The sequence below is a fragment of the Streptomyces formicae genome (genome assembly GCF_002556545.1).
Classification (GTDB): Bacteria; Actinomycetota; Actinomycetes; order Streptomycetales; family Streptomycetaceae; genus Streptomyces; species Streptomyces formicae_A.
In genome coordinates this window covers 57,976-80,451 of record NZ_CP022685.1, presented here as the reverse complement: position 1 = coordinate 80,451, position 22,476 = coordinate 57,976, and the positions used below count along the sequence as shown (strand labels likewise).

Below are 22,476 nucleotides of genomic sequence, written 5' to 3'. Positions count from 1 at the left end.
GGCCCCGTCACTCGGCGTGGCAGGCGTACGCGTGGCCCGGCTGCCCCGGCACCGTCCTGGGCGCGGGGCGCTCCGTGCGGCAGCGCTCGCGTACGTCGTCGTCCGCGAGGCGGTACAACGGGCAGCGGTCGATGAACACGCAGCCGCGCGGCAGGTTCGTGGCGCCCGGCTGCTCGCCCTCCAGGACGATCCGTTCGCGGGTGCGTTCGCGTTCCGGGTCGGGGATCGGGATCGCCGAGAGGAGCGCCCGGGTGTAGGGGTGCTTCGGGTCGGAGAAGAGCGTCTCCGTGTCGCCGGTCTCGACGATGTGACCCAGGTACATCACCGCGATGCGGTCGCAGATGTAGCGCACCACGGCGAGATCGTGGGCGACCATGAGGTAGGCGAGCCCCAGCTCGCGCTTGAGCCGGCCGAGGAGGTTGATCACCCCGGCCTGCACCGACACGTCCAGGGCGGAGAGCGGCTCGTCGAGGGCGAGCAGCTTCGGATCGGTGGCCAACGCACGGGCGATGCCGATGCGTTGGCGCTGCCCTCCCGAGAGCGCGGAGGGGAAGCGGTCGCTCATCGAGGCGTCGAGACCGACGAGCGTCAGCAGTTCGTGGACGCGGGAGCGGATCGCCTCGCGGTCGCGGCCGACGGCCCGCAGGGGTTCGGCGAGCAGTTGGTAGACGGGCAGACGGGGGTCCAGGGCCCCCAGGGGGTCCTGCATGACGATCTGCACGTCGTGCCGCAGGGTGCGCGCGTTCCTGGCACCGGTGCCGACGCCCGAACCAGCACCCTTGCCCGTGGCAGCCCCGACCTCCTGCCCCGCGACCTCGATCCGGCCGCCCTCGGGACGCCTGAGCCGCAGGATCCCCATCAGCGTCGTCGTCTTGCCGCTGCCCGACTCGCCGACCAGACCCAGCGTCTCTCCGCCGCGCAGCTCGAAACTGACCTGGTTGACCGCGTGCAGCGTGCCGACGCGGCGCTTGATGAACGCGCCCTTGGTCACGGGGAAGGTCTTGACGAGGTCCTCCACCCGCAGCACCACCTCGCCGCTCGCCGGGCCCGTCCCGGCCTCCCTCTCGTCGGCCGTGACGCCCCCGGTGGGATCCAGCCTGCCGTCGGCTATCTCGTCCGCGCGCAGGCAGGCGACGTCTCCGTGGCCCGTGACCTGCCGCAGCTCCGGTTCGTCGGAGCCGCACGCGTCGAGTGCGACGGCGCACCGGCTCGCGAAGGGGCAGCCGCCCGGGAGGTGCGACAGCGCCGGCGGCTCGCCACCGATCGGTACGAGGGGGCGGCGGACCCCGCCGTCCACGGTCGGCACCGCGGCGAGGAGCCGCGCCGTGTACGGCATCGTCGGCCGACGGAACAGCGTGTGCACGTCCGTCTTCTCCACGAAGCGGCCCGCGTACATGACGGCGACGTCGTCCGCGTGACCCGCCACGACACCCAGGTCGTGGGTGATCAGGACGAGCCCGGCGCCGGTCTCCCGCTGCGCGAGGCGCAGCACGTCCAGGATCTGCGCCTGCACGGTGACGTCGAGTGCGGTGGTGGGCTCGTCGGCCACCAGGACGCTCGGCCGGTTGGCGATCGCCAGGGCGATGACCACGCGCTGGCGCATGCCGCCGGAGAACTCGTGCGGGAAGGCCGAGGCCCGGCCCCGCGCGTCGGGGATGCCGACGAGATCGAGCAGTTCGACGGCCTGCTCCCAGGCCGCCTTCTTGGACAGGTCCTGGTGGACCCGCAGCGCGTCGGCGAGCAGCCTGCCCACGGAGAAGATGGGAGTGAGCGCGGACAGAGGGTCTTGGAAGACCATGCCGATGGAGTTGCCCCGCACGCGCGACAGTGACCGGTCGTCGAGGCCGATCAGGTCCTGGCCGCCGAGCAGGACCTGGCCGTGCAGGTCGGCGGTGGGCGGCAGCAGGCCCATGATGCCCATCGCGGTGGCCGACTTGCCCGATCCCGACTCGCCGACGATGCCGAGGGTGCGGCCCGGCAGCAGGTCGAAGCTGACGCCGCGCACCGCTTCGACGGGCCCGGCCTCGGAGGGGAAGGAGATCCGCAGGTCCCGTACGGAGAGCACGGGGGTGGCGCCGGTGGGGGAGACCCGGTCGTCGCGCAGGGGAGTGGTGGTCGTCATCGTCGGCCTCCCGCCGCGCCGGTCACTGAGGTGGGGTCGAGGGCGTCGCGCAGGCCGTCGCCGATGAAGGTCATCGACACGGTGAGCAGGACGACGAGGCCCGCGGGAAAGGCGAAGAGCCAGGGTGCGCTGGTGACGGTGGTCGCCCCGTCGGCGAGCATCGTGCCGAGGGAGACGTCCGGGGTCTGGACGCCGAATCCGAGGAACGACAGCGCGGTCTCGCTGAGTACGGTCGCCACGACGCCGAGCGTCAGGTTGACGATGAGCAGGGAGCCGAGGTTGGGGATGATGTGGCGCAGGATGATGCGCAGCGGACGCACGCCCATGAACTCCGCCGCCGTCACGTAGTCCCGTTCGCGCAGCGAGGTCGAGACGGACCAGACGACGCGGGCGGTGGACATCCAGCCGAACAGGGTCAGGACGATGATGAGGACGCGCCAGTCACCGGCAAGACGGTGGGAGACCAGGGCGAGAATGAGGAACGAGGGCACGATCAGCAGGAAGTGGATGACGGCCAGCGTCAGCTTCTCCACCCGGCCGCGGAAGTACGCGGCGCTGGCTCCGATGACCGCGGCGACGACGATCGTCAGGACGGACACGCTCACGGCGATCACCAGCGAGCGCTGGAGCCCGTGCACCGCGCTGGCGTAGACGTCGTTGCCGCCCTGGTTGGTGCCGAACCAGTGCACGTCGCTCGGGGGTTGGGTGAGCGCGGCGAAGTCGGCGTCGGTGTGGGTGTAGGGCGTGAACAGGCCGCCGAAGACGCTGAACAGCACGAGCAGCGCGAAGATCAGGACACCGGCCACGGCGAGCCGGTTGCGCAGGAAGCGTCGCAGATAGAGCCGCCCGCGGCCGAGGCCCTCACGCGCCTCGACGGCGCCGCTGACGGTGTCGGTTGCTGTCGCCATCTCAGTTCACCCGCACTCTCGGGTCGAGGAATACGGTGGCGATGTCCGCGAGGATCGCGCCGATCGCGGTGAGCACCGCGGCGAACGCGGCCGTCGCGACCACGCCGTGCACGTCGTTCTTGTTGATGGTCTGGATGAAGTAGCGGCCCATGCCGTTCCAGCCGAAGATCGTCTCGGTGATGATGGCTCCGGTGAAGATGGCGGGCACGCTGAAGGCCACGGAGGCCGCCGTCGGGACCAGCGCGGCGCGCAGGGCGTGCCTGCGTACGGCCTGCGCGCGGGTGAGGCCGGTGGCCTGGGCCGTACGGACGAAGTCGGAGTTGATGGTGTCGAGCAGCAGCGAACGCTGCGTCAGGTGATAGCCCACGTACCCCATCAGCGTCAGAGTGAGCGTCGGCAGGATCAGATGGAGGAGGCGGTCGCCGATCGTCGGGAGCAGCCCCTCGACGTTCGGCGAGTTCTCCCCGGCGACGTACAGGAAATCCATCCCGGCGTGCTGGTTGAGCCAGATGGCCACGAAGACCACGGCGAGCGCGGCGACGGACGCCGGCACGTTGAACACGGCGATGGAGACGGCCTGCGCGACGCGGTCGGCCGCGCCGTACTGCCGCGAGGCGGTGTAGACGGCGAGCGCGACACCGATCACGACGGACAGCACGGTCGCGGTGACGACCAACTCGGCGCTGATGAGGGCGCGGTAGCCCATCTCACCGTTGACGGAGACACCGGTGGGCGACGTGCCCCAGTCGAAGTCGAGGGTCACCGAGGTGAGCCAGTGCCACCACCGCTGCACCAGTGGCATCCCGGGATCGAGGTTGTACGGGGCGAGGGCCCGCCCGATCTGCTCTTCGCTGCGGACGGGCCGCAGCTCCTTGTAGTTCGAGCGCGGGTCCAGAAACCAACTGGCCAGGAAGTACGTCGCGTTGGTCGCGACCGCGATCATCAGGAGCCAGCCGCCCGCCTTGCGCACTACATAACGCATGGCGTGGACCGCCCCCTCACCACAGCGGTGGGACGCGCCTGGGCGGCGCCGGAGAGACAGATCGAGTGCATGCGCGGTGGTGCTTTCTGCGGGCTTTACGAGTACGGAACGGTGCCACGGAAGAGGCGAATGTCAGCTTGGTCCGTACTGGGTGGCCACACCAGGTTGTGGCCGGTTTCGCCACGAGCCCGCAATGTTGCCGTAGGGATCGCAATGCCGCCGTAGCAAAACGATCTCTGTTGTGACGTGAACGCGCAGGTCAGCCACTACAACCGAGTGGCCAGCCAGACGCTCACCCCCGCGGCGACGATCAGCCCGACGTTGAGCGCGATCCGCCGGTCTTCGATGCGCAGGTGGACGACGATCGCACCGCTCTGCAGGAGCACGAAGCCGCCGGCCGCGGCCGCCGCCAGCGACGGAGCGATGCCGGTCGACGGCGGCAGGACCAGCCCGATCGCGCCGAGCACTTCGACCGTCCCCAGCGCCCTGAGGGCGGGCAGGGGTATGCGGTCGACCCAGCCCATCATCGGCCGGAGCTGATCACGACTGCGGACGACCTTCAGCGTGCCCGCGTAGAGGTAGAAGAGCGCGAGCAGTCCCGCGACGATCCCGTAGGCGATGTTCATGGTTCCCGTTCATGGGCCACCGGCTCGTGGGGCCCTGCTGAGTGCGGTTGATGGTGTCGGTCGCACTCCAGTCCACTGCCGGAGCTCCATCGGTGTCCAAGACCCGTTCCGATGAGCCGATACCCAGGGGGTATCGGCACAGCGTGGAGCTGCGAACGCGAAAACGTGTGGTGTCTCGGGCCGAGCCCCGGTGGGGGCCTTCACCCGCACCGCAGTGGCTAATCCCGCGGTGCCAGGGTGCGCAAGACGTCGAACTCGTTGCCCTCGGGGTCGGCCATGACCACCCAGTTCCGGTCCGGGCCCTGGCCCACGTCCGCCTTGGTGGCGCCCAGACCGAGCAGGCGGGTCACCTCGTCCTCGGTGCTGCCGTCGATCGGGCTGACGTCGAGATGGAACCGGTTCTTGACGGTCTTGCCCTCGGGCACACGTATGAACACCAGGGTGGGCGGCATCTGACGGGCCCGGACCTCCTCGACGGTCGGCTCCCAGGAACCGATCTCGACCTTTCCCTCGCTCCGGTCGATCACCTTGAAGTCCAGAACCTCGCACCAGAAGCCCGCGAGCCTCTCCGGATCGTGGCAGTCGACGACCAACTCGGTGAACCTGCTTGTCATGCTTCTCCCAGGTAGTACGGACGGGGCTCAGCGTAGGTCGCCCACCCGGGAGATTCGAGGTCCTCTGTGACCATGGACATCAGTCGTGATGTGCCCGATGGACACTGACGGCATAGCCGCCGCCCTCGTAGGGATGGGCGTCCCATGTCGCGAACCGGTCGACCAGGGTGAGGCCGACCGCGGCGCAGTGGGCGTCGTACTCCGGCAGGTTGATGGAGGGCGGCACCGGCAAGTGAGCTTCGTCCAGGCCGAATCCGGCGACCAGGAGGCCGCCCGGGCGCAGGACCGCGGCCAAGCGGCTGAGGACCGCCGACTCGCTCCCCGCGGCAAGGAGCGGGAAGATGTTGCCCGCGGCGACCACGAGGTCGAAGTCCGCGACGACACGCTGCTCGGCCGGGTCGAACGTGGCCAGGTCGGCCTGGATCCAACGCAGTTCCGGCGCCTGCTTGCGCGCCACGGCGAGCATGGAAGCGTCCAGGTCGACCCCGACACAGTCGTACCCGAGCTCCGCCAGCCGGATCATGACCCGGCCGGTGCCGCACCCGGCATCCAGCACCCGTGACCCGGCGGGCACCAGCGCGGCGCACAACCGTGCCTCACCATGCATGTCCTTGCCGGTGCCGGCCAGGGAGGCGAACCGGGCGGCGTAGTCCTCTCCGGACGTCCCACCGGTCAGCTCTTCCCAACGATTCATGACGCACAGGGTAGGTGATCAATCGGCGGGAGATCGCGTCGTCACGGCGGGCCTTCGGTCGAGCGGGTCATGCGGGATCCGCGACGGTGGGGGCGGCGGGGTGCGGGATGCCGACGGCGGGGGCGTACTGGGCGGCCTGCGCGTCGAACATGGCGGCGTACCGGCCGTGCGCGGCGATCAGGTCGTCGTGGGTGCCGTGTTCGACGAGGCGCCCTTGGTTGAGGACGTAGATGTGGTCGGCGTGGCGGACGCCGGACATGCGGTGGGTGACCAGGACGACGGCCCGGTTCGGGGCGGCGAGGCGACGGATACGGCCGAAGGCTTCGATCTCCGCCTCGGGATCGAGTGCGGAGGTGGGCTCGTCCACGATGAGGATGCTGTCCGCCCGCGAGGTCGCGCTACGCCAATGCGTGCGGGCCAGACCTACCTTCTGCCACTCGCCGCCGGAGAGTTCGATGGCGCCGCGGAACATGCGGGCCAGCAGACTGCGCAGGCCGTCGGGGAGTTTGGCGATGACCGGGGCGGCACCGGCGTAGTCGACCGAGGGCTGCAAGTCCTGCGATGCCGCCGCGTGGGCGGGGCGGCCGATGCGGATGTTCATCGCGGCGGTCACCGGCCAGCGCTGGAAGTCCTGGGTGAGCAGGGAGACGCGCTCGAAGACCTGGGAGCGGTCGAGGCCGGTGATGTCCGCCTCGCCCCAGCGCAAGGTGCCGCTCTGGGGCAGCAGCATGCCCGAAAGGATCTTCATGAGCGTGCTCTTGCCGGAGCCGTTCTCCCCCACCACGGCGGTGACCGACCCCATCGGCAAGGTCAGCGACACCTGCTCCAGGGCAGCCGTGTCCCGGTCGGGGTAGCAGTAGGTGACCTGGTCCAGGGCGATCTCCTTGACCCGCCCGGGTACGGGGTCGCCGCCAGCGGGGATGGTGCGCTGTGCGGCCTGGGTGAGGAACCGGCCGTGGTCGCGTACGTAGAGGGATTCCTCATGCAGCTGGTTGATGTTCATCACCAGCGCGCCCAGGCTCGCCGATCCGGTGCGTACCGCGATCACGGCGGTTCCGGCGACGGCGAGGCTCATGTGTCCGGCGACGATCAGCCAGAACATGGCCCCGTAGGTCGCGGCCATGGCCAGTCCTGACAGTGCGGAGGCGATCCATTCGGTGAGGGCTTTGCTGGAGGCGAGGCGTTCCTGTTCGGCTTCCGCGCTCTCGGCCATGCGCTCGTAGCGGCTGAGGAGGAAGGTTCCGACGGCATGGAGGCGGACCTCTTGGGCGGCGCTGCGTTCGGTGAGCAGGCTGCCGATGAGGCGGCTGGCTCGCACGTGCTCGATCCAGGCCATCACCGACACGTACCGCTCCTGGGCCACGCGCATGGCACCCCAGCCGCGCGGGGCCGCGATGAGGAGCAGCATGGGCAGCAAGAGGGGGTGGAGCACGGCGAGCACACCGGCCGTGGTGATCAGGGAGATCAGGCCGTTCAGGGCGGCGACACAGGCACCGATCATGCGCCGGGCGGCGCCGGGGCCGTGCTGGGCGATGTCGACGAGCCGACGGAAGTCGGGGTCGTCGATGGCTTCCAGCTCGACGCTGACAGCGGCGGCCAGGTACTGGGTGGTGGCGATCCGCTCGACCTTCGGCTCCAGGCGCCCCGCACGGGAGGTGGACCAGGCGGAGAGGGCGGAGTTGACGACGGCGATGGCGGCGGCCGCCAGCAGTCCGGGCAACAGCGCGTGCAGCCGCTGGTCCGCGCTGCCGGTCCCGGCGAGCAGCGCGTGCATGACGGCGTTGATGGCGAGCAGGCCGACGGCCGCGGCGATGCCCTGGCCGACCTCGCTGACGGCGACCGCCAGGAGCGCGCGCCGGTCGGCCTGCCACGCCAGGCGCAGAGCGGCGCCGACGAGCGTGGGCATGGAGCGCAGCGCCGACATCATGGTCAGATCCAGACCGGCGTGCTCGTGCTGCGACCAGCCCAGGTCGTAGCGCAACGGTCCGCCGAACAGCTCCTGTTCGGCGTCGGAGACGCGGGGCTCGGCCATCTTCACCGGTCCGAAGAACCTCTTCACCGAACGCCTCCCGCAGCAGACTGACAGCCCGGCGAGGGCTTCTCCCTCGCCCCCCAGAACTCCTGCTGGTCAGCGCTGATGCGGACGCCCGCCTCTTCTCGCGCTTCGCGTCGCGCGGCACGATCGAGCGCAAGGCAGCGTACGGGATGCATGGGACGCTCTCCTTAATGGTCGCGGCGGTTCGGTTCCGCCGAGGGCGGGCCGAATGCCGTCCAGCGCGCGCTCAGTGAACCGGATGTCAGGGGGGCCGCATAGGGTCCGGCCCATGGCTGACCCTGAACTGACAACGCTGCTCGGCGTCTTGAACAGCAAGCGCACACACGTCCTGGACATCCTGGAGGGCCTGGACGAGGAGGCGCTGCGGCGCCCGGTCCTGCCGTCCGGCTGGACATGCCTCGGGCTGGTACACCATCTCGCTCTGGACAACGAGAAGTTCTGGTTCCGCGCGGTCGCTGCGGGGGAGCAAGCGGCGATCGAAGAGATCCTCGGGTCAGGGGAGAGCGCGTGGGAGCCCGCCCCGGAGAAGACAGCGGAGGAGGTCTTCGCCCTCTACCGGCAGGAGGCGAAGCTCGCCGACACGTTCCTCGCCGACGCCGACCTCAACGCGGCCCCGAGCTGGTGGCCGGACTTCTTCGGCACCTGGCACCTCGACACCCTGCGCGAAGTCGTCCTGCACGTGATCACCGAGACCGCCACCCACGCCGGCCACTTGGACGTCGTGCGCGAACTCACCGACGGCAGGCAGAGGTTGGTCGTCACCTGAACTACTTCCTCTGAACTACTTCTTCTGAACTATTTCCTCCGTCCGGCTTCGAAGAGCAGGCTGTTCGCGCCCTCTACGGTGTCGTCCTCGACCAGGCGGAAGCGCCGGTGCGCAGTGCACGGGGCAGAGGGGAAAGGCGGCGCGCGCAAGGCACACACGCGCCACGCGCTCACCACCAAGCGCCCCCTCGCAGAAGGGCAACGACCCGCCGCCAGGCGCTCCTTCCTTGAAACGCTCAGCTCCACATGAGACGAGGGGTTCCGGAGGGGACGGCATGCGCGGGCGGGAAGTCTGGACACGACGAAGGCTGTGGGTCGGCGTCGGCTGTGCGGCACTGGTCGTGCTGGCCGTCACGCTCCGCAGGGTCGCCCAAGGGCACGGTGAGCAAGTGCAGTACGACGGACCCGCGTTCGTCGTATCCGTGGTCGGCGTCATGGTGTCTGCCGCGGCACTGCTCGTGGACATCCTGCGTCGCACGGACGCACCCCCGGAACCCGGTGCTGTGCTGCGGCAGACCGCTGACGGGCTCGCCGAGGCGGTACGGGTCCAATGGGCCGAGGAGGCGCGGCTGCGGAGGCTGCAGGATCCGGAGCCGCTGAACGTCCGCTGGAGGTGGGCCGACAGGCTGCTCACCGACGACACACGGAACATCCGGCGTGGTCGCCCGGCGCCCGAGCCGCAGCCCGGCGACAACTGCCTGGCGTCGATCGCCACGGCCTTCGAGGAAGTGCCGTCCAGGCGCATGGTCGTACTCGGCAGCCCTGGTTCGGGCAAGAGCGTGCTCGCCATGTGCTGCACGCTCGATCTTGTGAGGAGGCGTACGCCCGGCACGGCGGTGCCCGTGCTCTTCCCCCTGGCGGCCTGGGACCCGGGCACCACCCCGCTGCGTACCTGGCTCGTCGAGCGGCTCGTGGCGGAGTACCGGCCCCTGGCGGCCACCACCGACGGCACCTTGTTGGCCGCGTCCCTGCTCGACGCCGGACTGATCACGCCTGTCCTCGACGGCTTCGACGAACTGCCCCCGGCGCTGTACGGCACCGCGATGCGCAGGCTCAACGCCGAACTGGACGACGGCATGCCGGTGCTCGTCACCTCGCGGACCACGGCCTGGCGCAGCACGGTCGCGTGCAGCGACGTGCTCACAGGTGCGGAGGTCCTTGAGCTGCTGCCGCTGGAGTTCGCCGAGGCGACGTCATATCTGGAGCGCACCGCGCGTCCGTTACGCGGTCCCGGCGATCGCCGCACGACGGTGTGGACCTCGGTGCTGGACTCCTTGCAGAACGACCCGCGCACCCTGGCAGCCAGCGCGCTCCTGCAGATCCTGACCAATCCGCTCATGGTGGCCCTGGCTCGCACGGTGTACGGCGACGTGTCCCGCGATCCCCAAGAGCTCCTCGACGACCCTCGCTTCGAGACGACGGCCGGGATCGAAAGGCACCTCCTCGACGCCTTCGTACCGGCCGCGTTCGGCGACGGGGTGCCGAATCGCGGTGGCGCGCCGCGGACGCCAGGCGCTGGCTGGCCTGGCTGGCACGCGAGTTGGAGCAGCGAGATTCCAAGCGGCTCGCCTGGTGGGAGCTGTATCTCTGCGTGCCGCGGGTGCTACGGCTGGCGGCACCCGCCCTGCTCGCACTGGCCCTCACGTTCGTCCTGGCCGTCCCCATCCTCCTCTCCAGCGTCGGAGGCGACGTCTTCGTCTTCGACGACAGGCCGTCGCTGGCAGCCAATCTGGTCGGCAACCTGGTCGGATTCGCCGGTGGGCTGGCGCTGCTCCTGCCCGTGTCGGCGGCGCGGCGCGAGGGGCGCACGGCTCTGATCCGGCAGCTCACGGTCTGCATGGCGACCGCTGCCGTGGCCACCCTCGGCTACGGCCTCACCGGAGGCTCGGTGCAGTTCGGGCTGCAGTTCGGCACGGTCACCGACGGCTGGGTGGCCGAGTTGTTCGGGGGCGCGGTCTTCGGCGTGCTGATCGCCTTGTACTTCGGGGTCGCGGGGCTGACCCGCCACGCGGTGCCGCTCGGGCTGCCCTGGGCGGGCAGCCCGAGCGGTCGGCTCGCGGCACAGGCCGGGAGCGGCCTCCTCGCCCTGGCGGGGCTCGTGGTCGTCAAACCGTGGCTGCTCGGGCAAGACCTCGGCACGTGGCCGATGGTGGCCGGCGCGCTGTGCTTCACCGCGGCCCTGTGCCTGTGGGCGGCAGCGAGGCGGCAGGGGACGCGGACGGGCGTCTCCCACGCCAGCGAAGGCCGTATCGTCCGGCGTTTCATGACCGGGCTTCTGCATGGCTGGGCCGTGTGCCTGCTCGTCGGAGTGGCGGCAGGCGGCACGGTGGGCGCCGTCGCCTGCGCGTTCTCCGCGGTGGAGACATCAAGGGCGCCCGACCTGGACGGCAAGCGGCTCGGGAAATGGTCGCACCACGAAACACCTGACGGCGTCCGCACTGCCGAGTCCTCGACGGAGATTGCCGTCATCCTGGTGTACCCACACGCGGGCGCTCGGCCCACGGCATATCCTCACGGCAGCCGTCCGCCGAGCTGCGGTCAGCTGTGCGAGTCGTTCGACACCCCGGTGACCTTCCGCGCTGCCCAGGGCGACCTGCGCGTACTCGTCGACGGCGATGTCGACGGCAAGACCGTGGCCGATGCGGTGAACATGCTGCCCGAGCTACCCGGGCAGTCCCGGACCTGGCTCGCTCAAGGCGCCGCCCGACACCCGCTCGACCGGTTCCTGCTCCCCGGTGCCATGGGCGGAGTCCTGATCGCACTGATCGGCGGCCCCGCTTCGGGCCTCTATCGTGCGCTCAGTACTCCCTCCGATCTCATCCGGGCGGCCAATCCGCACGTCACCCTGCGCACGGACCGCATGGCGTCGCTGTCCCGGTCCGGAGTCGTGGCGGTCATGACGGGCGGGGTGTGCGTCGTTCTGGCCTGGGCGTTCGCGTCGCGCGGCGGACTCGACCACGTCGCGGCGCAGATGTGGGTGCCGATGGGTACCGCCGCGCTCGCGCTCACCGCGTGGGGCCAACTGGCGGTTGCCCGCGTCTGGTTGGCCCTGACGGGGCGGATGCCCTGGCGGATCATGACGTTCCTCGACGAAGCGCACCGCAGGGGAGTGCTACGACAGTCCGGCGCCCACTACGAGTTCCGTCATCTGCACATGCAGCAGCGGCTCGCCTCGGCCGCCGAGGTGTCGCAGCAAGACCCCCGGACGACCGTGCCCATGGCGTGACGGCCGGTCAAAGAACCGCCCGCGGCCGGCCACCGGGACTCGTGCTACTGGGTGTGTGCGTCGCGTGGGCCGCGCCGCATCGAGATCACTGGGGCCCGCTGGAACCTCTTCATCTGGTGCTCCGTGAGTCGTGCGAGACGATCGTTCCGGAGCATGGTCGGCTCTGAGCGGCGCGGATTGCTCGGTTTTTGTCGGAGGCGCCGTGACGCTGAGGTGGACGGTGTCGTGGCCGACGGCTACGACACGTGCGCGCCGCAGCGGACCTCGGCCAGGGCGGCAGGACGGGCAAGGGAGTCCGCTTCCGCGAACTCGGAAGCGGATTCGCGTCGTAGAGCGTCGAGGTCAGGCGCCCTGCGGGTGGAGGTCGAGCGTGATGTGCGGGGCGAGTGCGCGCAGGAAGTCCGGGGCGTCGAAGATCTCGCCGGCGGAGGCGACACCGACAATCCTGGTGCGGCCGGTCAGGACGCGGTCGAGGGCCTCGACGACCAGGGGCGCGGTGACGGCGTAGATGTCCTGCCCACTGGCCGTGGCCCGGCGCTCGACTCCGCCGGAGCGTACGACGGCGTCGACGAGGAAGGTCTGCTCCGAGCGCCCGCTGTGGTCGGAGGCAACCGGGGCCGGGGTGTGGGGTGCGGCGATGTCGCGGACCGCCTCGACGGTCATGTAGGTGGTCACGTCCGGGACGGACAGGTGCTGCGGGACGGTGACGACGTCCGCCATCGTGAACTCCCCGATCACCTCCCGGACCCCCATCGGCTCCGGGAAGGTCCACTGCAAGGTGGGTGCGGCGTCGGTGCGGCGCTGCCACTGTCCGCCGCGGTAGCACAGGCGGACGTCGCCGCGGCGCTCGCGGGAGACGGCGCCGGACAGGCGGGTGCCGGCGGTGGGGTGCCAGCTGCTGAGCGCGTAGGCGATGTGCGCCTCGTCGGCCTTCGTCCAGTCGTCCATCGCCGCGGTGGTCAGCAGATCGCCGAGACCGCCGAAGAAGGCCATGGCCGGGACGACCACCGCGCCCGCCTCCCGGGCTCGCTCGCGGTAGAGGGCGAAGGTGTCGAGGTTGGCCTCGAGCTCGGCGGCCACGTCCAGGTACGGGATCTTCGCACGGAGCGCGGCCTCGATCACCGGGCCGGCGGTCGTCGCGAAGGGACCGGCGCAGTTGATGACTGCCAGCGTTCCCGCCAGGGCCCGGTCCAGCGACGCCGCATCGTCGACCGAGGCCACCCGGGCCTCGAGCCCGTGCTGGTCGGCAAGCTCCCGCACCGCCTGCGCGTTGCGCCCGGAGAGCACAGGGGTGAACCCGCGCGTGGCCAGCTCCGCGACCACGAACTTCCCGGTGTGACCGTACGCGCCGAACACCGCCACCAACTGACCTGACCCCATGAGACCGCTCCCGTGCGCTCGAACATCCGCCGCGCTGTCGATCCGCGGCGGCCTGACCTCCTCATCCTGTCCGCTCGGCAGCACCCCGCACGAGCGTCGGAAATGACATGTCACATACAGTTTCGGACATGCCCACTGTCGCGCTGGCCGTCACCGACGGCATGCTCCACTACGAACTGTCCGTGGCCACGGAGGTCTTCGGCGCCGACCTCACCCACATCGTGAACCCCTGGTACGACTTCTCCCTCTGCGGGAACGGCCCGGTGCGCGTCGACCGCTTCCGCCTGGAGCCCGACCAGGGCCTCGACCACCTCGCCCGCGCGGACACGGTGCTCGTCCCCGGCTGGGCCGACACCGACCGCGAACCACCCGCCGACCTGGTCGAAGCGGTGCGCGCCGCCCACGCGGCCGGCGCCCGCATCGCCTCCCTGTGCACAGGCGCGTTCGTCCTCGGCGCGGCCGGACTGCTCGATGGCCGACGCGCCACCACGCACTGGGCACACGCTCGGGAACTGGCCAGGCGCCATCCCAAGGCCACCGTCGATCCGGACGTCCTCTACGTCGACAACGGCGACGTCCTCACCTCCGCGGGGAAGGCCGCCGCCATGGACCTGTGCCTGCACCTGGTCCGCCTCGACCACGGCTCGGCCAACGCCAACAAGGTCGCCCGCCGCCTCGTCATCCCACCCCACCGCGACGGCGGCCAGGCCCAGTTCATCACCACGCCCCTGCCCGAGCCCGGCAACCACCCCCTGGCGGAACTCTTCCCCTGGGCACTGGAGCGACTGGACCAGCCGCTCACCGTCGAGGACCTGGCCCGTCAGGCCCGCATGAGCTCACGACACCTGGCCCGCCATTTCAAACACCTCACCGGCACCACACCCCTGCAGTGGCTCCACACCCAGCGCATCCGCCACGCCCAGGAACTCCTGGAAACCACCAACGCCACCGTCGACACCATTGCCACGGCCACCGGCATGGGCACCGCCACCACCCTGCGCCGCCACTTCCACCGCAGCGTCGGCGTCCCACCTGACACCTACCGCCGCACTTTCCGCTCCCATGAACCGACCCCAAACTCGCATCAGGGAAGCTGAGTGCGGCGCCTCGCATCCGGTGCGGTGCATCGTGAAGCAGAGGACGGCCGGGGTGGCGTCGGCCGGGACGCCGATGGAGGCGACGTCCAGGGCGTGCACCACGACGAAGTAGCGGTGCGGGCCGTGCCAGGCAGGGGGCGCGGCGCCGATGAAGCGGGCTGTGCGGGCTGCGCGGGCTTCGTTGGGCAGCTGGAAGGCGCCGTCGGGCAGCTGGGTGACGGTGGCGGGGATGTCGGCGACCGCCCAGTGCCAGAATCCGAACCCGGTGGGGGCGTCAGGGTCGTAGACGGCCACGGCGTAGCTCTTGGTGCCTTCTGGGGCGCCGCTCCAGGACAACTGCGGGGAGACGTCCTTCCCACCGGGGATGCCGGAGGAGCACTGCTCGGGTGACCAGGCGGCGCCGTCGGTGACGGTCGTGCTGGTGACGGTGAAGGAGGCCGCCTCGGGGAGGCGGGCGACGCACCGCCACCTCACCCAGACCGCGGCGGGACTGACCGGCCGCACCCGTCCCGCATCCGCGAGGGACGCCTGACGCGCCTCGCCCACCTGGCCGGACGTTCACGCCTGATCGCCACACCGGAGCTGTGGACGTTGACGGCGCCAGCCTGCTGGTCGAGGGTCTTCGCTAGTGCGACACGGCCCATCAGCCGGGTGACCACCAACTAGGGACAGGTGGAACACACAAGCCGGTCTTCGGTGCTCTGGTGCCACGCGCGGCGGGGCCCGTAGCGTTGTAGATCCGCCCGGCCCTCGTACGCACAAGACGAAGGCTGCCGCCGACATCAGCAACCGCCTCACCTGGACACGATCACTAGCGGCGCCCACCGCTTGCGCGGCCGGCCGGCGAAGGAACCTCGCTCGGACGCGCTCCCGCTGTCTCGCACTGGCCCCGGTGAGGACGAGGGACGTACGGCTCAACGCGCACAAGCGGCGACGAGCCGTCATGGCAGGGACGTAGAAGCTGCTGTGCCCGCGGTCCGGCCGACCTCCTCGTCGGCTCCGTGATGTGTACTGACCTGTTCGCTCGGCGGACGTCGGTGCCCGTCAGGGGACAGGGAACCGGGACAGGAGGTGAAGGTGACATATGCCGGACCTATGTGCCGCACGGCTATGAAGTGAGCCTGTCAGGCCCTTACCGCGCTGATGATCCCGTCGCCATACTCCTCGCATTCCCACCGGGCGTCCCCGCGCAGCCGGGCTCCTCTCCCCTTCCGGTGCAGGGCCGTGAGCGCGGGAGCCGAACCCCGAACCCCCGCCGCGCAGGCGATCGCCCGGCCCCTGGCGGACTTCGGCCCGCACTGCCGCAAGGAGAGCCAGCATGAACGTCACCACCGCATCCCGCCCGCCCGCCCCGGGGCGCCACCGGTTCGGCGGCCTGCGCCGCCGTTTGACCGCGATGGCCGCAGTCGCCGCCCTGGCCGTCGCAGGGCCCCTGGCCCTCGCAGGGCCCGCGCACGCCGACGCCAACGCCCAGATCACCGACTCGGCCGACCCGGTGACGGTGAACACCAGTTACACCTACACCGTCACCGTCCCCGCCAGCGCGGGCGACGACACCACCGATCTGACCATCGATCTCTCCGGCGCCGCGGCCACCTTCACCGCCGTCACCAACAGCGTCGGCGGAGACCTGGAGTGCACTCCGTCGGGCACCCACATCCAGTGCAACGCGCTGGTGCCCGTCGCTCCGGGGTACACCGTCACCGCGACGGTCCTGCCCACCGCGACCGGTACCGTGACCGCCGACGTCCTGGTCAACTTCATCAACATCATCGGTGCCGACAGCACGACGACCACCATCACCGACTCCACGCCTCCCGGCTGCACGATCACCGGCACCGCCGGGGACGACAACCTCAGCGGCACCAACGGCGACGACATCATCTGCGGCCTGGCCGGCAACGACACCATCAACGCCGGCAACGGCAATGACACCGTCTACCCCGGGCCCGGCAACGACGTCGCTTCCGGTGACAACGGCAACGACACCCTCATCGACCAGAGCGGTACCGACACGCTGAACGGCAACAACGGCGACGACAGCATCGACGTCCAGGACACCGTCAGTGGCGACACCGCCAACGGCGGCAACGGCGTCGACACTTGCGCTGCCGACGCTGGCGACACCACCACCAGCTGCTGAACCACTCCGCAGCTGACCAACCCACAGCGGCGCCCCGCCCCCGGAACCTCACGCAGGCGGGGCGCCTACGCGTCTCCCACACCCACCCTTCACCGGTTCTGACACGGCGGCTGAGGAGTCCACCGTGACACGATCATGGTCCGGTAGATCAACGAGGGAGAACTCCTTTGGCTGGCCGTCCCGTTGCTGCCGCCGTTCCAGTCGCTGTGCCTGGTGGGTGCTCGGCGGCTGGATCCGCCGCAGGCGTTGGGTACGTCGCCGGAGGCAGGGCGGCCCAGTGGCCCGGTCACATCCGCCAGGGCCGCCCCCTGCCCGTCTGAGAGAAGGCGGCCCTGGCCTCATCGGATGGGTCAGGCGCGGACCAGCGGGGTGTCGACCAAGTGCTCGGCCAGGAACCACGTCTGCAGCTCGCCCGTCCTGATCACCTGCGAGACCAGCAGGTCGTTCGTGCCGTCGTCGCCCAGTTCGGCGGTCCTGGCCGCCGCGTCGTGCGCCTCGACGAGGATCGTCTCGTGGGCCTCCAGGAGCCGCGACAGCATCGCCGGGACTTCCTCGACACCGTCCGGCGGGCGCGGGATCGACGTGAGTTCCGCGACGTGCCGGGGGTCGCCGACCGCGACGCCACCCAGGGTCTGGACGCGCTCGGCGAGGGTGTCGACGAGGCCGAGCTGTTCACCGGCGTGCTTGTCCAGGACCAGGTGCAGCTGGTAGAAGGTCGCGCCGCGCATCAGCCAGTGATGCTTCTTGTAGAGGCCGTACAGGATCTGGGTGTCCGCGAGGACCCGGTTGAGGCGCTGGCAGGCGTACATCCTCGCCTCGTACGACAGGCCGATCGGGAACTGCTTCACCGTGCCGTACTCCTGGATCACCTCGCCCTTCTGGTGCAGCCGCGGCTGACTGCCGTGCAGGGGAAGGGACTTGCTGGTCATCGTTGCCTCCTGGGGCGCCGAACTGGCCGATCGGGTTGATCCGGCCGATCGGGTCGATCCGGCTGATCTGGCCGAACTGTGCGTACCGCAGGACGCTATGCGTCCTTGCCGCGCCCTCCTTGTCCCGCAGCGCACACGCTGCTGCCGGTCCGTGCACGGCGCTGACCTCCCGCTTTCGTCCCGTTCGCTCTCGTGCCAGCACCCGTGCACTGACCAGCGGGACGGCGCGGCAAGCCGACCTAGCCTCGGCCGGGCCGCCCCGACCGCGGGGCGCAGGTGGACCACCGAGAAGGAGTGGACGGGATGAGTGTGGACAGGATGCGTACGGACGAGACGCGTGCGGACGAGACGCGTGCGGACGGACACGCGGACGTCGTGGTCGTCGGGCTCGGGCCCGGCGGTGAATACGCCGCGGGTGCCCTCGCCGAAGCGGGACTTGACGTCGTCGGGGTCGAGGCGGAGCTCGTCGGCGGCGAGTGCCCGTACTGGGGATGCGTGCCCAGCAAGATGATGATCCGGGCCGGGGATCTGCTCGCCGAGGCGGGCCGGGTGCCCGCGCTGGCCGGTACGGCGGTCGTGACCCCGGACTGGGGGAGAGTCGCCGGGCGCATCCGCGGCGAGGCCACCGACGACTGGAACGACCGGGTGGCCGCCGACCGGCTCGTGGCGAAGGGCGCTCGTCTCGTACGGGGCAGGGGTCGACTCGCCGGACCGCGCCGCGTCACCGTCGGCGACCGTACGATCGAAGCCCGGCGCGGAGTCGTCCTCGCCACCGGCACCCGCCCGAGGATCCCGGCGGTCCCCGGACTGCGGGAGACCCCTTACTGGACGAACCGCGACGCGATGGCGGCCAAGGAGCTGCCCGCGTCGATGATCGTGCTCGGCGGCGGCGCCATCGGGGTCGAACTCGCCCAGGTCTTCGCCCGTTTCGGCTGTGCGGTCACGGTGATCGAAGGTCAGGACCGGCTCCTTTCGCAGGAGGAACCGGAGGCCGGTGAGCTCGCGGCGGCGGCACTGGAGGCCGACGGCGTCACCGTGCTGACCGGCGTCCGCGCGCTCGACGTCGGCCACGACGGCACCGTGTTCAGTGTGCGGACGACGGAGGGCGACAGCGAACCGCTGCGTGCCGAGCGGCTCCTCGTCGCCGCGGGCCGCCTTGCCGACCTGGGCGCGCTCGGCGTCGAGACCGTAGGACTCGACCCGGCCGCACGAGCCGTGGCCACGGACGGGCAGATGCGGGCGGCGGACGGCCTGTGGGCGGTCGGCGACCTCACAGGCCGCGGCGCCTTCACCCATGTGTCCATGTACCAGGCGCAGATAGCCGTACGCGACATCCTCGGCGAGCCGGGACCCGACGCCGACTACCGGGCCCTGCCCCGGGTCACCTTCACCGATCCGGAGATCGGCGCCGTCGGCCTGACGGAGCGACAGGCACGGGAGCGGGGACTGCGGGTGCGCACCGGTGTGCTCCCGCTCGACTCCTCCACCCGCGGCTGGATCCACGGGCCCGGCAACGCGGGCTTCGTGAAGCTCGTCGAGGACGCCGACCGGGGCGTACTCGTCGGCGCCACCTCCGCCGGCCCGGCCGGCGGAGAGGTGCTCTACGGACTGAACGTGGCCGTCCACGCCGAAGTGCCCGTGCACCGGCTCCGGCACATGATCTACACGTACCCCACCTTCCACCGTACGGTCGAAGCCGCGCTCGGAGCGCTCCGCTGAGCCCCCGGGCCGCCGCCACCGGGTCCCCGGCGACCCGGTGGCGGCACAGCGTGCACGGGCGCGGCCCCGGAAAGCCGCACATCATGAAGGGGCGTGACCCCGGGGAGCGGCACCGGACCGCGACCTCACTGGAACTCCTCTTCGACCTGTGCTTCGTCATCGCCGTGGCGCAAGCCTCGGAGAGCCTGCACGAGGCGCTGGCCGAGGGCGCGGCCGCCACCGGGGCCCTGCGCTTCGCGCTGGTCTTCTTCACCGTGTGGTGGGCGTGGATGAACTTCACCTGGTTCGCGTCCGCCTACGACCCGGACGACATCCCGTACCGGCTCACCGTCCTGGTCCAGATCACGGGGTCGCTCATCCTCGCCGCCGGGGTACCGCACGCGTTCGCGGAGGGGGACCTGCGGACCATCACCATCGGCTACGTCGTCCTGCGCACCGCGCTGGCCGCCCTGTGGCTGCGGGCGGCCCGCTCGGACCCCGCACGCCGGAGCACCGCGCTGCGCTTCGCCACCGGAGTGACGCTCTGTCAGGTCGGCTGGGTGGGCCTGCTCGCCGCGCCGGAGGCGGCACGCCTGCCGGGCGTCGCCGCGCTGATCCTCGCCGAGGTCGCCGTGCCGGTGTGGGCCCAGTCCGCCGGGATGACCCCGTGGCACCCGCGGCACATCGCCGAGCGCTACGAGCTCTTCACCCTCATCGTCCTCGGCGAGTCCGTGGCGGCCGCCACCGTCGCGGTGCGCGGCGCCTTCGACCGGCACCAGAACACAGGATCGCTCTGCGCGACAGCGGCGGGCGGCCTCCTGACGGCCTTCGCGCTGTGGTGGCTGTACTTCTCCCGGCCCGCGCACACCCTGCTCGCCACCACCCACCGGGCACACCGCCGCCGCTTCGTCTGGGCCTACGGCCACTACCTGATCTTCGCCTCGGCGGCAGCCGAAGGAGCGGGCCTCGCCGCGTACGCCGATCACCTCACCGGCCACGCGCACACCTCGCAGCTCGCCGCGGGCGCCGCGGTCACCGTCCCGGCGGCCGTCTTCCTGGTCACCGTGTGGGCCGTGCATCTGCGGCCGCACCTCACCACGGCGGCCGATCGAGCTCCGTATCCGGTTGCGGTGTTCGGCCTCCTGGCGGCGACCTTCACCCCGTGGCCCGCACTCGCGGCCGGTGCGGTCCTGGTGGTGCTCGTCGTGGTGGTCACGGCGCCGCGCAGGTGACGAGGGCACGGACGTACGCATACGAGAACTCCCCGGCAGTGTCTTCGCGGACACCGCCGGGGAGTTCTCGTTGTTCTTGAGGGGCGTCGACCGTCAGGCGGCGCTGCCGCGCACCGCGTCACGGATCAGGTCGGCGACCTCCTTGGGACGCGACACGGCGACCGCGTGCGAGGCGCCTTCGACCTCGACCGTCGTCGCACCGGCACGCCGCGCGCCGAACCGCTGGACATCCGAGTTGATCGCTTGGTCCGCGTCGGCGACGAGCGCCCACGACGGCTTGGTCCGCCACGCGGCGGCCGACGCCTCCTCCGTGAAAGCGGCGGCGGCCAGCGGGCGTTGTGCGACGGCGAGCACCTTGGTCACGGCGGCCGGGACGTCGGCGGCGAAGATCTCCGGGAACGCCTGCGCCTCGATGGTGAACTCGACGGCGGGCTCGGCGCCTTCGACGGGGTACGTCGACTGCACCAGGTTGTCGCCGAGCGGCGAGTGCGGGTAGCGGTCCTGCAACGCGGAGAGGCTCTCGCCCTCTTCGGTGACGTAGGCCGCGACGTAGACAAGGCCGGTCACGTTCTCGGCGGTCCCGGCCACGGAGATGACGGCGCCGCCGTAGGAGTGGCCGACCAGGACGACGGGGCCCTCGATCCGGGATGCCACGGAGGCGATGTACGCGGCGTCGGACGCCAGGCCGCGCAGCGGGTTGGGCGGGGCGATCACGGGGATGCCGTCGTTCTGGAGTTCCGTGATGACGCCGGTCCAGCTGGCGGCGTCGGCGAAGGCGCCGTGGACGAGCAGGACGGTCGGGGTGGGGGAGGTGCTCATGGTGGGGTGGGTCTCCTCGTGAGGTGCACGTGTCGTGTGCCGGGTGCGGATGAAGGTGTGTACGGATGAAGGTGTGTAGGGATGAAGGGTGTGCGTTGTCGTACGGGGCCGGTCAGTCGCGGTGGAGCGCGGCGTGCAGGGTGCCGGTGGCCAGGGTGATGGCGGCCTCGGCGGCGTGCGTCTCGCGCAGGGCGTCGAGCATGACGAAGTCGTGGATGATCCCCTGGAAGCGGACGGCGGTCACCGGGACGCCCGCCTCGCGCAGCTTGTTGGCGTAGGCCTCGCCCTCGTCGCGCAGCACATCGGCCTCACCCGTGATGACCAGGGCGGGCGGCAGCCCGGTGAGCTGCTCGGTGGAGGCCCGCAGCGGGGACGCGGTGATCTGCGCGCGCTCGGCCTCGTCCGTCGTGTACTGGTCCCAGAACCACTGCATGCCGTCGCGGCGCAGGAAGTACCCCGTGGCGAACTGCCGGTACGAACCGGTGTCGAAGCGCGCGTCGGTGACCGGGTAGAACAGCACCTGCTGGACCAGCGGCACGTCGCCGCGCTGCTTCGCCATCAGCGTCAGCGCGGCCGTCATGTTGCCGCCGACGGAGTCGCCCGCCACGGCGAGGCGGGTCCCGTCCAGGTCCTTGGACGCGCCCTCCTGGACGATCCACCGGGCGACTGTGTAGTTCTGCTCGATGGCCACCGGGTAGCGGGCCTCGGGGGAGAGGTCGTACTCGGGGAAGACCACCGCGGCCCGGGCGCCCACGGCGAGCTCACGGACCAGCCGGTCGTGCGTGTGGGCGTTGCCGAACACCCAGCCCGCGCCGTGGATGTAGAGGATCACCGGCAGCTTCCCCCGGACGCCGGCCGGACGGACGACACGCGTACGGACGCCGCCGGTCGGGCCGCCGGGAACGGTGATCCACTCCTCGTCGACCTCCGGCTTGGGCGTGTCACCGGACTGCACCTCGTCGACCGCCTTGCGGCCTTCGGCAGGGGCGAGTTCGAAGAGGAACGGCGGCTGGCTGGTCGCTTCGGCGAAGGCGGCGGCCGCCGGTTCCAGGACCGGCTCGACGGGTTCGATCGGCTCGACGGCGTCGGACATGTGGTTCTCCTGAGTGTCATGTGAAGGGTGGCCGGTTCTTCCGGTGAGATCACGTTAAGAGCCGCCCGGCCGCCCCGATTGACCATCAGCGC

General features: G+C 70.9%; 17 protein-coding genes and 1 pseudogene. 6 read left to right on the top strand and 12 right to left on the bottom strand.

The window, feature by feature from the left end; genetic code table 11:
- Positions 1-7 precede the first annotated feature (7 nt).
- From KY5_RS00345 to KY5_RS00315, 7 genes are all read right to left on the bottom strand, one after another.
- Entirely contained in the window at positions 8-2,122 is a 2,115-nt protein-coding gene (locus tag KY5_RS00345; RefSeq protein ID WP_098240247.1) for an ABC transporter ATP-binding protein, read from the bottom strand.
- Positions 2,119-3,030 carry an ABC transporter permease gene (locus tag KY5_RS00340; RefSeq protein ID WP_098240246.1) on the bottom strand — a complete coding sequence of 304 codons (912 nt, stop codon included), beginning with the start codon at positions 3,028-3,030 and terminating at the stop codon, positions 2,119-2,121. Before KY5_RS00340 ends, KY5_RS00345 begins: the two co-directional genes overlap by 4 nt.
- Before the next feature lies 1 nt (position 3,031).
- Positions 3,032-4,012, bottom strand: a complete 981-nt coding sequence (locus KY5_RS00335) for an ABC transporter permease (RefSeq protein ID WP_098240245.1) — start codon at positions 4,010-4,012, stop codon at positions 3,032-3,034.
- 266 nt (positions 4,013-4,278) lie between these two features.
- On the bottom strand, positions 4,279-4,638 hold the full coding sequence (locus tag KY5_RS00330) for a DoxX family protein (protein WP_098240244.1): 360 nt from the start codon (positions 4,636-4,638) through the stop codon (positions 4,279-4,281).
- A gap of 218 nt (positions 4,639-4,856) precedes the next feature.
- Complete coding sequence (locus tag KY5_RS00325; RefSeq protein ID WP_098240243.1) at positions 4,857-5,252, bottom strand: VOC family protein; 396 nt, start codon at positions 5,250-5,252, stop codon at positions 4,857-4,859.
- A gap of 79 nt (positions 5,253-5,331) precedes the next feature.
- Positions 5,332-5,946 (bottom strand): class I SAM-dependent methyltransferase, encoded by a 615-nt coding sequence (locus KY5_RS00320; protein ID WP_098240242.1) that lies wholly within the window; start codon positions 5,944-5,946, stop codon positions 5,332-5,334.
- Positions 5,947-6,013: 67 nt separating this feature from the next.
- Positions 6,014-8,005 (bottom strand): ATP-binding cassette domain-containing protein, encoded by a 1,992-nt coding sequence (locus KY5_RS00315; protein ID WP_098240241.1) that lies wholly within the window; start codon positions 8,003-8,005, stop codon positions 6,014-6,016.
- A 265-nt stretch (positions 8,006-8,270) separates the two neighbouring features.
- Here KY5_RS00315 and KY5_RS00310 point away from each other — a divergent pair, with 265 nt between their 5' ends.
- Together KY5_RS00310 and KY5_RS00305 are read left to right on the top strand one after the other, a co-directional pair.
- Positions 8,271-8,768, top strand: a complete 498-nt coding sequence (locus KY5_RS00310; protein WP_098240240.1) for a DinB family protein — start codon at positions 8,271-8,273, stop codon at positions 8,766-8,768.
- 274 nt (positions 8,769-9,042) lie between these two features.
- Positions 9,043-10,584, top strand: a complete 1,542-nt coding sequence (locus tag KY5_RS00305) for an NACHT domain-containing protein (RefSeq protein WP_098240239.1) — start codon at positions 9,043-9,045, stop codon at positions 10,582-10,584.
- A 1,751-nt stretch (positions 10,585-12,335) separates the two neighbouring features.
- Here the strand turns inward: KY5_RS00305 and KY5_RS00295 are convergent.
- Positions 12,336-13,373, bottom strand: a complete 1,038-nt coding sequence (locus KY5_RS00295; protein WP_199842864.1) for a saccharopine dehydrogenase family protein — start codon at positions 13,371-13,373, stop codon at positions 12,336-12,338.
- Between the two features lie 128 nt (positions 13,374-13,501).
- On the opposite strand from KY5_RS00295, the gene KY5_RS00290 reads away from it, so the two are divergent.
- Positions 13,502-14,470 (top strand): helix-turn-helix domain-containing protein, encoded by a 969-nt coding sequence (locus KY5_RS00290; RefSeq protein WP_098240237.1) that lies wholly within the window; start codon positions 13,502-13,504, stop codon positions 14,468-14,470.
- Between the two features lie 27 nt (positions 14,471-14,497).
- Here the strand turns inward: KY5_RS00290 and KY5_RS00285 are convergent.
- Positions 14,498-14,944, bottom strand: a pseudogene (locus tag KY5_RS00285) (YbhB/YbcL family Raf kinase inhibitor-like protein); the annotation flags it as partial.
- Positions 14,945-15,788: 844 nt separating this feature from the next.
- Here KY5_RS00285 and KY5_RS00280 point away from each other — a divergent pair.
- Positions 15,789-16,613, top strand: coding sequence for a calcium-binding protein (locus KY5_RS00280; protein ID WP_098240236.1), 825 nt, complete (start codon positions 15,789-15,791; stop codon positions 16,611-16,613).
- A 350-nt stretch (positions 16,614-16,963) separates the two neighbouring features.
- Here KY5_RS00280 and KY5_RS00275 read toward each other — a convergent pair whose 3' ends face one another.
- A complete protein-coding gene (locus tag KY5_RS00275; RefSeq protein WP_098240235.1) occupies positions 16,964-17,542 on the bottom strand; it encodes a Dps family protein in 579 nt (192 codons plus the stop codon).
- Between the two features lie 303 nt (positions 17,543-17,845).
- On the opposite strand from KY5_RS00275, the gene KY5_RS00270 reads away from it, so the two are divergent.
- Positions 17,846-19,261, top strand: coding sequence for a dihydrolipoyl dehydrogenase family protein (locus tag KY5_RS00270; RefSeq protein ID WP_234362557.1), 1,416 nt, complete (start codon positions 17,846-17,848; stop codon positions 19,259-19,261).
- A gap of 83 nt (positions 19,262-19,344) precedes the next feature.
- Positions 19,345-20,472, top strand: coding sequence for a low temperature requirement protein A (locus KY5_RS00265; protein ID WP_098240234.1), 1,128 nt, complete (start codon positions 19,345-19,347; stop codon positions 20,470-20,472).
- Positions 20,473-20,565: 93 nt separating this feature from the next.
- Here KY5_RS00265 and KY5_RS00260 read toward each other — a convergent pair whose 3' ends face one another.
- A complete protein-coding gene (locus KY5_RS00260) occupies positions 20,566-21,291 on the bottom strand; it encodes an alpha/beta fold hydrolase (protein ID WP_098240233.1) in 726 nt (241 codons plus the stop codon).
- Positions 21,292-21,403: 112 nt separating this feature from the next.
- The gene (locus tag KY5_RS00255; protein WP_098240232.1) at positions 21,404-22,384 is read right to left on the bottom strand and encodes an alpha/beta hydrolase; all 981 of its coding nucleotides are present in this window, start codon (positions 22,382-22,384) and stop codon (positions 21,404-21,406) included.
- Positions 22,385-22,476: the final 92 nt, after the last annotated feature.